Genomic DNA, 13526 nt, shown 5'->3' with positions numbered 1-13526 from the left:
AATGAAACATCGAAAAAGTGTATTTTCAGCAGAAGTGTAAAAAGCAAATAAGCAAAAAGTGTAAAATTCGACTTGACTTCTACAAGCTATTATGGTAATACGTAAAAGCTTGATAAAAATCACACCTTTTTATTAAGTGTATTACCGTTTTTTAACATATTCAAAAGACTAACAAGTGAAAATTAGTATTTTGAATCGTTCACTCTTCCTAGAACGCACATTATGTTAACTAAAAATGTATATAATATACATTTTTTATATTAGGAAGTTTATTGTAAACTAAATATATATAGCAAAAAAAACATATTATGTTATTTTTTGTTAAAAATAGAGTGTGACTAAGGGAGAGAGTGAAAAAATGTACTTTGATCCAAATAAATCATATCGTATGGTCGATATTCATTCAGGAAAAGGGTTAGGAACTGAGGTTTATTCAAATTATGACTATCTAAGAGAAACTAGTAATGCTGGAGTTACAGTTCATTTTGAGCCTGCTACAAAAGATTATACTTGTAAAATTCGTGTTAGTGGCAACAATTGGGCTAATTATAACTATTTAACCTTAGCATCAAATGAATGGATATATCTTGACACAAAAGAAAATGCAACTGAATGGTATATAAAAGATAGAGGAGTAGATTTATTTAAATTTCAGAAGTATGGAGTAACTAAAGATATATATTTGGGATATATCTATAGAGGAGATAAGAAATGGCTTGCAGGAACAGACTTTGATGATAGTAAAAGTTTTCAAGTCGTTCCTATTTAATAAATAATTAAAACACTATTCTGGAGCGTTCCCAAATCATGTTTTATGTTAACTAAACGTTTATAAATAATCAGAGATACAAACAAAAAAACCTGTTCGTGCCTGACAAGCTAACAGGTTTTTTCGTCATTTAATTTAGAAATTAGTCGTGATGATTTTATACATCATGAATAGTTTGCTCTAGTTATGATTTGATATGTATATTTTTTTGATATCTTTTTCCACAGTAATACGTATTTCTGACAAAAGAAACAGCCCTTGCAAAAAGAGCTGTTCCTTTTAAGGATATAGATTCTAGATTGGAGATACCTTGAAGTATCTCTAATAGTTTGCTCAAATTATAAAAATATATTCAATTATGAAAGTAAAAAAAACACTGGACCCTGCACAGTAATCTTCCTAGTCGTTGAAATATAGATGTTATGTTGACAATGCTCTATTGCATCTTGAATAGTATGCTCCAGAAAGAGAAAATTCATGTAAAAAAAACATAAAACTATTGTTTTCTTATAGTTATTACTTTAGCAGCGTTCTCTAAATGTCTTTCTGATTCTTTGCCTATCATCAGTTTAAAAACAAGAAAAGCCCTCAAATAATGAGGACTTTTCTTGCCTATGAAATAAGAAATGGAATTTTTATTCGCATCTACAAAACGTATTGTAACATGTATTAGGTATAAAAAATGAGCTATTCAGACCCTGAAAAAGGTATTTTAGGATTTTAATTGGGTTTAACAGGAAAAAATGTTGTTATATAATGAAAATCTAGTTATCGTTAAATAAAAAAGAAACAACTCAGAGAAATAGGTGATTAGATAATTGCAAACATATGAATATAACAATAATTTAAAGAAGGCTTTGATTGTAGATATAGAAGCAGGAAGAGAACTTATGATACAGATAGGTTTGGAAGAAGGATTTACGAGTAGGAACACCATCGTAATTAGTCAATTCATCGATCGATTGCTAAACCAACTAGAAAAAATCACTGCAGCTGATTAGTGTGTATTTCCATATAAAAAATAAACACAACCTCAATCTGTCATAAGAAAAAGATTGTTTTTTGAGGTAACCCCATAACTAAAGATAAAACACAATAAATACTATCTGTCCCACTGTAAGAAATAGTATAGAAAGTGCTTATCGTATGTACTAACTCACTCTCAGCTATTTAAAAAACGTTAAATCTTCAACAATGTATAAAAACGGTTAGGTTTAAATGGTCTAAATCAAGATATATCTGCCCTTCTAGATTTGGATCAATGGCTTGAACACAAAAGACTGTCTCAAATAAGACAGTCTAAAAACGAACTTCTACTAAAAGATAGGTAAATTATCTTCAGTTGATGATTGATAGCCATCACCTAAAATCCAAATTTGTTGATTATCTGGTGCAGAGTTCTTAGTGTATAAAACACTTTTCGGTGAAAGCACTGTGCTAGCTGTACCTGCTTTGATAATATTAGAACTTGAACCTAAAGTTGGAGAGTATTGATAATTTACAGTATCTGTGTCAATTTCAAAATGTAAGTGTGCTCCTGTAGAATACTTCCCCGTGTTTCCGTAAACACCTAAGGACGTATCTTTTGTAACGCTTTGACCTTTTGCTACTTTTATTGATGCAAGATGGTTATAACGAATTACAATATCTTTGGTCGATTTTGTGCTATGAATGTATGCTTGAGGATATTTTACTATAATCGTATTACCTAAAATACCATCGTATCCAGTAGCTAAAACTTTACCTTTACCACTTGCCCACACTGTACGGTTACTTGTCACCGAAACTAAATCCCAACCATAATGTTTGAATCCAAACTTTTGTTGGTATTTTGTATTGAGGTATCCAGCTGTAATTCGTGCATTATTAATTGGTTGAATTAACTTTTGAGAAGCAGCCTCTGCAAACGTTGGTAAAGCTATCCCCATAGAAAAAACAAATAATGTAACTAAACTAAGTATTTTTTATATTACCATATAAATGAAAATATAACCTTATTTTTAGCAAGGGGGATCAGCTATGAATTTAAAAAAATACCAGTCTTACATTGAGTTGACAGTGAAGAATTGGGATAACACAGAGCTTGGAAATAGGTTGCAGGAAATATGTGAAGCAGCTAAAGAATATGAAAATGATTATGTGGAAGTTCATCAAGTAGTGAATTTAGGAAAACGTAAAGCAGAATGGCATTACTTAATTATCTTAAATATTAGTCAAGATTTAGATGATTTGGGGCCAATTGTAGAAAGTAATTATAGGTAATTAAAACTCCTTTATCCTGTGTAGCTTAAAGAAGTTTTTAGGTTCTTGGAATCCGTTTTATGTTAATTAATTTTGTGAATCCTATAAAAGAAGAAGGCCTTATTAAAGGCCTTCTTCTTTTATAGGGTTTAAGATTATATATAAAGCTTCTGAAGCACTATCTATATCGTTATACGGTGACATATTTCCATCAACAAGTGTGGTCAATTGAAAACTTTGAGTTCCTTTAGAATAAATCAGTTCAATTAATCCAGGTACAACATGGGTAATAGTACTGTCTTCATATTGAATGAGAGTACGAAGCATTTTCTTAATTTCAGTTATGTTCATAAATAGATGTACCCCTTCCTATTATGAGGAAACTTCAGGTACAAAGAGACCAAATAATTTATTTGTTCTTCCCCCCACCCTAACATACTAATAGGAAGAAAAATACCCTTATGTCAAAACTATTCTTTTACTTATATTATAGATTCCACATATTAGGAAACGTTTACAAAAATAAAGGATTTTTCTTTTTTAAAGGAGAATAGTCTCTTTTAAAGTCATAAAGGGGTTGGTTGGATGTCTAAACAACTGGAAGATGTACAAGTAATAAGGCTTTTAGATTCTCAAATTCACTTATGTGATGAGATTAGAAAGTTGTTAATAAAAAAAGAAACAAGGAATCTCCATCTTATAAAAGGATATACAGAACATGACATAATAGACATTTCCCTAAATAGATTGATGAGTGAGTTAATATCCAGGCATTAAACATGTACAGTTGGTGAGTGTCTTCAACAGACAGTTAAAGGACTAATGGCAAAGCAACCTAAATATTATTATATTGCTTTATCTCTTCCTAAAAAAACATTATGGTAACTAAAAATAGAAAACATATAAAATTGAAAAGCAGAAAGACCCCCTATTTCCGTAGGGAGTTTTTCTGTAGGTTAATGAGCTTTTAGATTGGAGATACTTCTCAGCATCTTGAGTAGTTTGCTCAATTTAAGACACTTTATTCCTACACAACATATCCACTGCTTTTTCTAGCAGTAAAATGTCTTCTTTCATCATTACTTTCATATCGTCAAGATCAAATTGAATATATTCTTCTTTTAAACGTTCTAATTCCCTCACGAACAGCGATCCAGTATATTAACCATTATTTTCCACAAATGTATATCTCCTTTGAATGCTATTAATGTATTTAATTCCCTTTTTCCTAGATTAACAACCAATAAAAGGAATATTTTTTAAAAAAGAAACCTTTGCCATATAGGCAAAGGTTTTTCAAATTTATCGGAATAGGGGGAATACGTTAGCAGTCTAACCAAATTTGTAGATTCATATACATATACCTTTAAAAACAAATGTTGTCATTAACTACATTTATAGAAAATAACCTTAAATACGTTTTATTGTTCGTTAAGTAAATGTTAAATTATTTTATTTATTAATAAGGTTTTATCATTTACTCTTAGTGACGACAAATTATTGGTTTTTCTACAAACTATATAAAAGTTATACTAAATTTATAGAAAGTAAGTTTACATTTTTACTTTTAAATTTGTTACAATCAATAAGTAACAAATTTAATAAATAACTTTAAAAGTATTTAATTATAAAATTATTAGATATTTAATTCAGATGATTAGTATTTTAAATATTATTAGTAACACCATCATTACGTTTTAAAGGTTCTTTATCATCTATGTACATATAAATACAAACTTAACTTTTACTTAGAGAAGGAGGCACTTCAAAACAAGTAAATTCTATAAATGAGAAGACATGTCTTACGAAAGGAGAGGTTTTATGCAAGATTTCTCACTAGTACATATAGGCACAGAAATAAGTGAAAGAAAAGGGGGTTTTAATAAGGTTGTCTCATTGATGCTAGATAGCACGTATTATGACGCCTTAGAAGAGAGGAATGAGCATCACCAGCGAAAAAACGAAGATATGTTCAGTGGTTTTACGGATGAAGAAATGATGTACTACTATGTCCACAAACGAAAGCATATTCGAAAGGACCGAGAGCGAAAAGAAAATACCAAGACCGAATACGTACGGATTTTGCTGCAGTTTTATCAATACGCGTTAGAAAGTGAATGGTTCCTACGCCAAGATGTAGACAACTATATAGAAGAGACTATTTTAAAAAACCTGCGTCCGTGGCATATTCGAAACTATCAGACGCATTTAAGTACCTCACTGCTAGGTAAGGGGGGAAAACCTTATTCACCTGCAACTTTAGACGCGAAAATGACGATTTTAAAGAGTTTTATGAAATGGTTATATGAAACGAAGTACATACAGCAACCATTACACAAAGAAATCTTAAGCACATCATTATCTGAACAAGAAATTCCTAACCGTGATTTGTATTACCATGAAGTTAAGCAAATCCTAGACTATTATAAAAATCATCCCATTAATTATGGATTATTAACGATGTTAGCAATGACAGGATTGCGTGTACAAGAAATAGCTAAAGCTTCCTGGGGAGATGTATATCTAGACAGTTTAAGTGGTCACTATCGCCTAAGAGGAGTAGGGAAGGGAGGAAAGAAATTTGATAAGTTACTTCATCCATCGCTATATGAACGCATTCTTGCTTTTCGAGAACGACGTCATGTCAGTATAGCATTAAATTCAAGTGATCAAAGTCCGTTATTTCCAACTAAAAATGGAGACTATTATCAATATAAAAACCTAAGTAATTATATTGTGCGTATTATCGAACGAACAGAATTACCTTTTATAAAAGAACGGAATGACAAAATTACGCCTCATTACTTCCGTCATTTTTATGCAATTTATAGTCGGCAGCAGGGAGCAGACATCTTTCTAATTCAAAAAGAACTAGGTCACAGCGATCGTAAGACCACCGAACGTTATCTGGAGAAGGTTTTGCAAAGAGAGCAAGAAATTGGACTCTTATGGAAGGAGCAAGATTTCTAATTAAAATACATGTGAAAGCCTCTGCAGTTCAGTATGCTCATCATATTGAATTTGACTTTGATCCATTAAACCATACTGAAGAAATAAACATTTTATATTTAATGAATTAATTTTTATGCAAAACCCACAATTCCTCTTTAGCATGCCTTCGTGGGCTTTGTTTATAATTACACCTGAAGAGGAGTGCATAGGTTATGAAAGATAAACATTTTGAAAGTAAGTTTAAAGAAACCCTAAAAAAATTAAATGATATTGAATTTGCATTAAATGAGTCATCTATTGTAGCTATCACAGATAATAAGGGATTTATAAACCACGTAAACGATAAGTACTGCGAAACTTCCAAATACGAAAGGCATGAACTCCTCGGCCAAAATCATCGTATTGTCAATTCAAATTATCATTCAGAAATGTTTTTGAAAAATTTATGGAAAACTATTCAGTCAGGCAACGTATGGCATGGAGAGGTAAAGAGTAAAGCAAAAGACGGCTCATACTACTGGGTAGATACAACTATTGTTCCTTTCTTAGATGAAGAAGGTCATCCGTATCAGTACGTATCTATTCGTAATGATATTACAAAACGAAAAGCTTATGAAGAAAAGATTAAGCAACTGGCTTATTATGATCACTTAACCAATTTGCCTAATCGTTACTGGTTGAATAAGCAGTTGAAAAATTTACTCTTGGATAAAAAGTCAGCACAATTGACAGCCTTCTTATTTCTAGATTTAGATCGCTTTAAATCTATTAATGATACGTTTGGCCATCACCTTGGAGATGTCTTGCTTAAAAGGGTAGCAGATAGATTAAAGAATTGTATATCATCTGCTGATTTTATTTCAAGACATGGAGGAGACGAGTTTATCCTAGTACTACACACGTTGAAAACGATTGATGAAATAAAAAAAACGACTGAAAAAATTATAAAAGAGGTGTCTCTTCCATTCTACATAGGTGGCCATAAATTTCTTGTTTCTACAAGCATTGGTATCAGCGTATTTTCAAAGGAATGTAAGGAACATGTTATTCCAGAGAACATTGGTGAACTAATAGATGAACTAATTAAACAAGCAGATATGGCTATGTATATAGCAAAACGAAATGGACGAAACACATACGAAATAAGTTCACATGCATCAAATAAAGAACTATTCAAAGCTGTTAGTATGGAAAATGAGTTGAGATACGCACTAGAAAGAAATGAATTTCAACTAGTTTATCAACCACTTGTTGATTTAAAAACCTTTGAAGTAATAGGAGTAGAAGCGCTTATTCGTTGGAATAGTGTGAAGTATGGTATTGTCTATCCCGATGAATTTTTACCTATTTTAGAAGAGCTAGGATTGGTTGTACCAGTTGGAAACTGGGTATTAGAACAGGCATGCAATCAAATGAAAACATGGACGGATATGTATTCTAGGGTTACCAAAATTGGCGTAAATGTATCGCCTATTCAATTGAAATCACCGGAATTTGTAAAAGATGTGGAAGATATCTTGAAAAAAACAGGACTTAATCCATCTTTTCTTGAAATTGAAATTACGGAAAACGTAATCCAATACAACCAAGATTTAAAAGAAGTCCTGATACCTCTCCAAAACTTAGGGATTAAAGTAGCCATGGATGATTTTGGAACGTGTTATTCCTCTCTGAGCCACCTCAGATATTTACCAATTAATACGTTAAAAATTGATAAATCATTTATTGATGATTTGGATCAAATAGGAAAAGTCCTCGTGGAAACAATTATTCAAATGGGGGAAAAATTGGGCTTGAATATAGTCGTAGAAGGAATTGAAACCGAAGAACAGTTACAATTTATAATAGAGAAAGGCTGTCAAGTAGGCCAAGGTTTCATATTTTATGAACCTCAACTACCTGAGAAGATGTATAATATTTTAACCTCATAGAAAAAATTATTACGTATCGGTAAAACAGATGCTGAGAGTTCTTTTTCCAAGACTGATAAATAATTCTATAACAACATGAATAAGTAATTGCAGTTACCTAATTAAACTGCAATTACTTTTTTAATTTTAATAAGAATATCTTATACAATGACGTGTTTAAATTTTCTAAAGAGCTTTTTTTATAATTAATTGATCTCCTAATGTTGTAATTTCCAAGGTATCGCCATTATAAATGTTTAAATAATCTCTGAGCTTTTTAGGAATGTTTAAGTATTTATCTTTCTTTATTACCCGTGATTGCCCTGTAAACAAAAGAATTCCTTCTGTAGGAAATTCATACTTGTGTTTTTTTGCGACAATAGTATTATTCCCTTTGATGAAGAACTGTAATTGTATATGTTCTTCTAAATCGAGAGATTTGAGCACAGAAGAAGGGAGTTTTACCCTCCCTTCTTTAATTTCAAGTAAAGATAACTTATTCAGTTCAGGTTCTAAAGGTTCCCTTATTAGACCTGTAGGTTTATTTTCCTCTTTTTTCTTCTTTAAAACAATGCTCGTATTAATGACTTTCACTTCTATTTCCTCGTGTAAATTTATATCATGTATTTCGCGAAGCATCTTTGGAATTACAATACAGCCTAATTCGTTGATAGATCTAGTCAAATTTTTTGCTGCTTTTTTCTCCAACCGTACCGGTAAAAATTTAACCTGTCTCATAACAAAAAAGGTTTTATAGTTGAAGAATTGTATTTTAGAAGATGGATGGATATTAGCATTCTTTAAAAACAGAGGTGGTATCTTTATCCTCCCCATATTATCAATTATTAAGTATTTTGTAAGTGATTCGTCCTTTTTCACTAATAAAATCCTTTCAGTTTTACTTCCATAATTAAAGGTCAACCTTGAATCTGCTTACCATTCATTGCTTACGTCTTTATTGGCTTAGCTAGGTCATTAAAATTTTGGTTTTCCATAAACTAAATAACTGTATTTATTCCAAAAATATCATATATTATTAAATAATAGGTTAAAAGTAATAATTTTTACTTTATGGGTTATATTGAAAAGTAATTTACTTTATAATAGGACAAGTTGTAGAGGAGGAATATTACAGTGAATAATTTAACTACCCTTCCCCAGGAATGGCTAGATTTAGTCAAAGAAGCGATGAATTCAGACATTACTCAAGAGGAATTTAAAGAGTTTTTAAATAGAAGATCTCAAGAATTAAATAACCATAAACAACATTAATGAATGATTAATGTTGTTTATGGTCATTGTATCTATTTACTCTCTAGGAATTTCCTAATTTCTTCAATGGTCAATTCTAATTCCTTAGCTTCCTTTATAAGTTCAATCCACTCTTGATTTAGTTCTTGTACTACTAATTGTCCTTTACTGTCCATAAGAATTACCTCCAGATATTCAGGGGGCTCAGCTGCCATAGCCCTTAGACCTTAGACCTGTAGCTTTGCGTCCTAGCTTTTCAACTAGTTTGCCTTTATCTCAATATGTAAATTTACAATTATTTTACTATATAATGGTTGTCGGATTTTGTCAAAAAAAGTATCGTCATTTATTTTTTCTACACCCTACATACACTGTTGATATCTAATAAAAAAGAGCATTGTAAAAACGAAACAAATATCGAGCTAATTACTACCTTGCTTCACATACATCTTTCTCAGTAAAAATTTTGCTCGATGAAGCCTCGCCTTGACTGTTCCCATACTAATATTTAAGGTAGTAGCAATCTCACTATAAGGTAAGTCTTTAAAATAAAAATAAACAATAACATGCTGATACTTTTCAGGTAAAATATCTATCCTTTTAAGAAGTTCCTCATTTTCCAATCTTTCTATTACATGTTGTTCCAATAATATAGTATCAATGTTTTGTGAGTATTGAGTCATCTCTATATTGTTAGAGGATATGACTCGTTTGTTCTTCACCCTTCTCAAAAAATCAATACTCTGATTAACAGTAACACGATATAACCATGCATACGCTGATTTTTTACTATCTTTACCTTCTAGCTTCAGAAGTTGATAGTACTTAATCCAGACCTGCTGCACAATGTCTTCGGCCGCATGACTGTCTTTTACATATGCTGACGCTATATGTAAAAGTTGTGTTTGATATTGCTCTACTAGGCTATTTATAGTTAACTCGTATTCAAATTCCTCCAATTACAATCATCCAAACTAGTTAAATTCTCTTTTAAGCTGTCTATGCTGAACAAAACTTAATGACAGCAAAATAAAAAGCTACCTCATCAGTAGAAGAGGTAGCTTTTTGTCAGGGTTCAAACGTATAAGATGTATTAAAATCGAATGGCAACTCAATTATATCATGTTTTTTCCATAAAAGTTATATTAAACCTTTAAAACATCTAGATAATAAATGACTGCATATCCTATGTAAGTCAATTATACGAATATATAATAGCTAAAAATATATTACTTCATTTGTACTCTAACTATTTAAAACTAATAAGCAAAAACGTGACTACCGATTCTTTTGTATGCTTTGCGTGTAAATATCCATTTATTTGTTGCAGTTGTAGGATTATAATAATAGACAGCCCCATTGGTAGGATCCCATCCTTTAAATGCATCCGTTACTGCTCTATAAGCAGATTGATTTGGTGCCAAAGCGTATTGTCCGTCATTTAAAGCTGTAAACGCATTTGGTTGACTAATAACGCCAGGTATACTTTGTGGAAAATCTGGACTTTTAGCACGGTTCAGAATGACAGCTGCTACAGCTACTTGCCCCTCATAGACCTCACCTCGCGCCTCGCCATAAACCACATGCGCCATTTTTTCTACATTATTTATTTTTGCATATGTACCAGGTCCGACTACCCCGTCTTGCGTGATCCCCACATCATGTTGAAAATTCTTAACGGCTTGCTGAGTCAATAAACCATACTGACCAGTTGGATTTACGTGTAAATATCCCATCTTAACTAGCTGTGTTTGCAGCGAAGTTATTTCTTGTTTATGACTAGTTGATTGTAACGACACAGACGCGGATGCAGGAGATCCTATGTATAGAGTTCCTACTAAGAAAACGCCTAGAAATCCTACTTTCAGTTTCTTTAAAAAGTGCATGTAATTTCTCCTTTGTTTAAATAATTATTAAAACTCAGCCTTTATCCTATAAGGTATAATTGTTTGTACTGCTTTACGTAGTACTTTTTATATTTCAATGATAAATAGACCTTGGATAAAAGTTAGGTAATACGTCTACTGAATTTAGGAGTCGATTGGTTAATTTTAACGCTAACATGAATTTAAACCAGTGTAAATAGTCCTATTAAATAAAAATAGAAAAAACCACTAGTATGTTTCTAGTGGCTTTACTGTTTAAAAATCGTTATATTCTTCTAAGTCATCATCGTCTAATGAGCCAGATATATTTTCTAAATCGGCAATCTTTCCTTCTTTCACTTTGGAAACCTTTAAAGGCTCTTCTTCTTTGAAAGAGACACTTCCTACAAAACCTGTTGTTTTTGCTAATGTTTTTAAATCAGCTAATTCATTCTTGATATGTTCAAGCATTTCGTAGGTTCGTGTGTTTTCCATTGCTTTTCTTCCAGTAGATGAATCATCTAGATCACGTAGAATTAAAGATGAAATATAATCCCCTAATTTACGCGATTTAGCATATGTGGCTAGTTGATTATACACTTCATCACTCAATCGATTTGTCTTAATCGTAAACGCATTTTGACGCTCTGACATCCCCATCACCTACGTTGTTAGGATTTAACGGCTTTCTTCTCTGCTGCTTGCTTCTTTTGAACGTAACCAATACTACGAATCTCTAAGCCAAATAAATTTAAATGGCGGCTATCTTGAGGAACCTTATGATACTTCTCCGTACGTTCTTCTCCAATTTTGTCACGCATGCTATTCATGATAGCAACTTCTAAAGTAGGAGCTACCCCACCACAGTATACATATTTACGTACTTTATTTGCTGGTGGTGGTGCAACATCATTTAATTTAGCCAATAAAATCTCTACATATTCTCGAAGAGAAGACTTGATTGTATTTGTTAAATCAATGGATTCACCTGTGTTTTCGTTTTTCAATACAAACTTTTGTTTGCTGTAGTTATCAAGAATAAATTGATCAAAGGCACGTAAGTCTGTAAACAGCTCTAGGAATTTTTCTTTACGTAATTTATCAATATGCGCCAAATAAGGAATGCCTTCAATGCTTTGGAATGACTCACGACTATTGGCAGCTTTCAACCCTTCCGGTAAAATAACCACATCAATGGAACCACCACCAATGTCCACCATAACTGTTTCACATTCCACATACTCATTCGCATCTTCACGATCTTCAAGCGTTAAGTCTTTTTTTAAGGCAAAACGTGCACTTTCTCCCTCTTTTAAGCACGCACTTTCTTCTACTACTACTTTTAACGTATTTTCAAATCCAGGTGTATGCACCGTAAACGAATGGTCACCTAAGAAACGATTTGCCATGGCTTTTTGAGCTGCCCCAAACGTGCTCTCTTTCTTAAGGAGCCAGATTGGTAGCATGGTAGAAAAATAACCAATTTCAATGTTTTTGTCTTTTTTATCTTTCGCATGTAACGCATAGTAATACGCTATCGCAGCTAAAAAAGTGATGTATGGAATGTGACTTGTAATTTTATTATGTAATTTATTAATATGATTATTAGCCAGCAATTGACTAGCTGCAATGTCTCCTACTAAGAAATAACGCTCTTTCTCTTCCCCATGAATGGTTGTAGAAAGTAAAATACGCTTCTTAAATTCTTCTGGAGCTGTAACAGCATCTGTGAAAAACGAGTCTGCAGCTTCCTTTTGAAGTTCAACTACATTCGTTGGAAAATCGAATAGATATCCGTCCATAATGTTCATATCAACAGAGTTACCGCAATCTTTATTAAAACGTGAAATTTTCATTTATAAACACCTCATCTTTTAAGTTGAACTTATATTCAACTCATTGTACTCTATACGAGGTGATTATTCAATATCTCTGGCCAACTTATTCATCTACAAAACCTTACATATATCAACAATTATTCACATTAAGTAGAACATGAATCCCTCAAATAATATTGAGATTTAACACCTTATGTATCTTACGTTATATCATCAACATAATAAGAGCCTGCATCAAAAATGATACAGGCTCCCGTCTCTTACAACTAAATAATTCTCGTTCTCATTTGCCCTTGTGAGGCCCTTTCGTCACGTATATCGATTCATAACGAGAGTGCCGTTCGTTAAATTACAATACCTACTTATCAATTTGGGTAATACATCTGCTGAAGTCGCTGTTACGTCTTTAAAAATCGAATCAGTCCCTTCATCTAAGTATTTAACCTTTCACAGTAGCCTCTAAAAATCTTATTTGGGCTCTGTACTATCTGTTTACCACATATGTATGGATTAAAACGTCTTTTTTGATTTAGCTTATTAGTCTCATTAAAAATTGTCTCTTCTATAAAACTCTTCATTTATCCATCATAAATAAAAGAGCAGTTTGCATTTGCAAACTGCTCTTTTGATGACCCGTACGGGATTCGAACCCGTGTTACCGCCGTGAAAGGGCGGTGTCTTAACCGCTTGACCAACGGGC

16 protein-coding genes, 1 tRNA gene and 1 riboswitch are annotated in these 13526 nt (G+C 32.2%); of the genes, 7 read left to right on the top strand and 10 right to left on the bottom strand.

Annotated elements, in window-relative coordinates; genetic code table 11:
- The first annotated feature begins 358 nt into the window (after nucleotides 1-358).
- Both ACH0CI_RS27225 and ACH0CI_RS27220 read left to right on the top strand, forming a co-directional pair.
- Nucleotides 359-769, top strand: a complete 411-nt coding sequence (locus ACH0CI_RS27225) for a hypothetical protein (protein ID WP_406902553.1) — start codon at nucleotides 359-361, stop codon at nucleotides 767-769.
- Nucleotides 770-1587: 818 nt separating this feature from the next.
- Entirely contained in the window at nucleotides 1588-1770 is a 183-nt protein-coding gene (locus ACH0CI_RS27220; RefSeq protein WP_335706917.1) for a Spo0E family sporulation regulatory protein-aspartic acid phosphatase, read from the top strand.
- Between the two features lie 315 nt (nucleotides 1771-2085).
- Here the strand turns inward: ACH0CI_RS27220 and ACH0CI_RS27215 are convergent, their stop codons facing one another.
- Nucleotides 2086-2697: a M23 family metallopeptidase gene (locus ACH0CI_RS27215; RefSeq protein ID WP_406902552.1), complete on the bottom strand. Its 612-nt coding sequence runs from the start codon at nucleotides 2695-2697 to the stop codon at nucleotides 2086-2088.
- A 91-nt stretch (nucleotides 2698-2788) separates the two neighbouring features.
- Between ACH0CI_RS27215 and ACH0CI_RS27210 the strand changes: the two genes are divergently transcribed.
- Nucleotides 2789-3031 (top strand): hypothetical protein, encoded by a 243-nt coding sequence (locus ACH0CI_RS27210; protein WP_406902551.1) that lies wholly within the window; start codon nucleotides 2789-2791, stop codon nucleotides 3029-3031.
- Nucleotides 3032-3133: 102 nt separating this feature from the next.
- On the opposite strand, the gene ACH0CI_RS27205 is transcribed toward ACH0CI_RS27210, so the two are convergent.
- Nucleotides 3134-3361 carry a hypothetical protein gene (locus ACH0CI_RS27205; RefSeq protein ID WP_335706914.1) on the bottom strand — a complete coding sequence of 76 codons (228 nt, stop codon included), beginning with the start codon at nucleotides 3359-3361 and terminating at the stop codon, nucleotides 3134-3136.
- Between the two features lie 234 nt (nucleotides 3362-3595).
- Here ACH0CI_RS27205 and ACH0CI_RS27200 point away from each other — a divergent pair, with 234 nt between their 5' ends.
- Nucleotides 3596-3787: a hypothetical protein gene (locus tag ACH0CI_RS27200; RefSeq protein ID WP_335706913.1), complete on the top strand. Its 192-nt coding sequence runs from the start codon at nucleotides 3596-3598 to the stop codon at nucleotides 3785-3787.
- Nucleotides 3788-4021: 234 nt separating this feature from the next.
- On the opposite strand, the gene ACH0CI_RS27195 is transcribed toward ACH0CI_RS27200, so the two are convergent.
- Complete coding sequence (locus tag ACH0CI_RS27195) at nucleotides 4022-4153, bottom strand: hypothetical protein (RefSeq protein ID WP_406902550.1); 132 nt, start codon at nucleotides 4151-4153, stop codon at nucleotides 4022-4024.
- Nucleotides 4154-4831: 678 nt separating this feature from the next.
- On the opposite strand from ACH0CI_RS27195, the gene ACH0CI_RS27190 reads away from it, so the two are divergent.
- Together ACH0CI_RS27190 and ACH0CI_RS27185 are read left to right on the top strand one after the other, a co-directional pair.
- Nucleotides 4832-5980 carry a tyrosine-type recombinase/integrase gene (locus ACH0CI_RS27190; RefSeq protein WP_153251964.1) on the top strand — a complete coding sequence of 383 codons (1149 nt, stop codon included), beginning with the start codon at nucleotides 4832-4834 and terminating at the stop codon, nucleotides 5978-5980.
- A gap of 194 nt (nucleotides 5981-6174) precedes the next feature.
- A complete protein-coding gene (locus tag ACH0CI_RS27185) occupies nucleotides 6175-7893 on the top strand; it encodes a sensor domain-containing protein (RefSeq protein ID WP_406902548.1) in 1719 nt (572 codons plus the stop codon).
- A 165-nt stretch (nucleotides 7894-8058) separates the two neighbouring features.
- Here ACH0CI_RS27185 and ACH0CI_RS27180 read toward each other — a convergent pair whose 3' ends face one another.
- The gene (locus tag ACH0CI_RS27180; RefSeq protein ID WP_406902547.1) at nucleotides 8059-8751 is read right to left on the bottom strand and encodes a hypothetical protein; all 693 of its coding nucleotides are present in this window, start codon (nucleotides 8749-8751) and stop codon (nucleotides 8059-8061) included.
- Nucleotides 8752-9006: 255 nt separating this feature from the next.
- Here ACH0CI_RS27180 and ACH0CI_RS27175 point away from each other — a divergent pair, with 255 nt between their 5' ends.
- Nucleotides 9007-9144, top strand: a complete 138-nt coding sequence (locus ACH0CI_RS27175; protein WP_099000210.1) for an anti-repressor SinI family protein — start codon at nucleotides 9007-9009, stop codon at nucleotides 9142-9144.
- Between the two features lie 32 nt (nucleotides 9145-9176).
- Here the strand turns inward: ACH0CI_RS27175 and ACH0CI_RS27170 are convergent, their stop codons facing one another.
- The 6 genes from ACH0CI_RS27170 to ACH0CI_RS27145 all read right to left on the bottom strand — a co-directional run bounded on the left by ACH0CI_RS27170 (nucleotide 9177) and on the right by ACH0CI_RS27145 (nucleotide 13526).
- The gene (locus tag ACH0CI_RS27170) at nucleotides 9177-9299 is read right to left on the bottom strand and encodes an anti-repressor SinI family protein (protein WP_099000209.1); all 123 of its coding nucleotides are present in this window, start codon (nucleotides 9297-9299) and stop codon (nucleotides 9177-9179) included.
- Nucleotides 9300-9318: 19 nt separating this feature from the next.
- Nucleotides 9319-9403: riboswitch (cyclic di-GMP riboswitch) on the bottom strand.
- 142 nt (nucleotides 9404-9545) lie between these two features.
- Complete coding sequence (locus ACH0CI_RS27165; protein WP_406902545.1) at nucleotides 9546-10082, bottom strand: RNA polymerase sigma factor; 537 nt, start codon at nucleotides 10080-10082, stop codon at nucleotides 9546-9548.
- A 300-nt stretch (nucleotides 10083-10382) separates the two neighbouring features.
- The gene (locus tag ACH0CI_RS27160) at nucleotides 10383-11009 is read right to left on the bottom strand and encodes a cell wall hydrolase (protein ID WP_335708068.1); all 627 of its coding nucleotides are present in this window, start codon (nucleotides 11007-11009) and stop codon (nucleotides 10383-10385) included.
- 255 nt (nucleotides 11010-11264) lie between these two features.
- The gene (locus ACH0CI_RS27155) at nucleotides 11265-11642 is read right to left on the bottom strand and encodes a hypothetical protein (protein WP_335708067.1); all 378 of its coding nucleotides are present in this window, start codon (nucleotides 11640-11642) and stop codon (nucleotides 11265-11267) included.
- A gap of 17 nt (nucleotides 11643-11659) precedes the next feature.
- Nucleotides 11660-12844: an Alp7A family actin-like protein gene (locus tag ACH0CI_RS27150; RefSeq protein ID WP_335708066.1), complete on the bottom strand. Its 1185-nt coding sequence runs from the start codon at nucleotides 12842-12844 to the stop codon at nucleotides 11660-11662.
- A gap of 611 nt (nucleotides 12845-13455) precedes the next feature.
- Nucleotides 13456-13526, bottom strand: a tRNA-Glu gene (locus tag ACH0CI_RS27145).

This window comes from Priestia sp. 179-F W1.4 NHS (assembly GCF_045369295.1).
Lineage (GTDB): Bacteria > Bacillota > Bacilli > Bacillales > Bacillaceae_H > Priestia > Priestia zanthoxyli.
The sequence above is the reverse complement of the archived record's forward strand: the minus strand, read 5'-3'. Positions and strand labels throughout refer to the sequence as shown.

Bases quoted from the DNA above. Each gene is read 5' to 3' on its own strand.
- ACH0CI_RS27215 (WP_406902552.1), bottom strand. From the start codon at position 2,697: ATGGGGATAGCTTTACCAACGTTTGCAGAGGCTGCTTCTCAAAAGTTA.
- ACH0CI_RS27155 (WP_335708067.1), bottom strand. From the start codon at position 11,642: ATGTCAGAGCGTCAAAATGCGTTTACGATTAAGACAAATCGATTGAGT.
- ACH0CI_RS27190 (WP_153251964.1), top strand. From the start codon at position 4,832: ATGCAAGATTTCTCACTAGTACATATAGGCACAGAAATAAGTGAAAGA.
- ACH0CI_RS27225 (WP_406902553.1), top strand. From the start codon at position 359: ATGTACTTTGATCCAAATAAATCATATCGTATGGTCGATATTCATTCA.
- ACH0CI_RS27205 (WP_335706914.1), bottom strand. From the start codon at position 3,361: ATGAACATAACTGAAATTAAGAAAATGCTTCGTACTCTCATTCAATAT.
- ACH0CI_RS27185 (WP_406902548.1), top strand. From the start codon at position 6,175: ATGAAAGATAAACATTTTGAAAGTAAGTTTAAAGAAACCCTAAAAAAA.
- ACH0CI_RS27150 (WP_335708066.1), bottom strand. From the start codon at position 12,844: ATGAAAATTTCACGTTTTAATAAAGATTGCGGTAACTCTGTTGATATG.
- ACH0CI_RS27160 (WP_335708068.1), bottom strand. From the start codon at position 11,009: ATGCACTTTTTAAAGAAACTGAAAGTAGGATTTCTAGGCGTTTTCTTA.
- ACH0CI_RS27200 (WP_335706913.1), top strand. From the start codon at position 3,596: ATGTCTAAACAACTGGAAGATGTACAAGTAATAAGGCTTTTAGATTCT.
- ACH0CI_RS27170 (WP_099000209.1), bottom strand. From the start codon at position 9,299: ATGGACAGTAAAGGACAATTAGTAGTACAAGAACTAAATCAAGAGTGG.
- ACH0CI_RS27210 (WP_406902551.1), top strand. From the start codon at position 2,789: ATGAATTTAAAAAAATACCAGTCTTACATTGAGTTGACAGTGAAGAAT.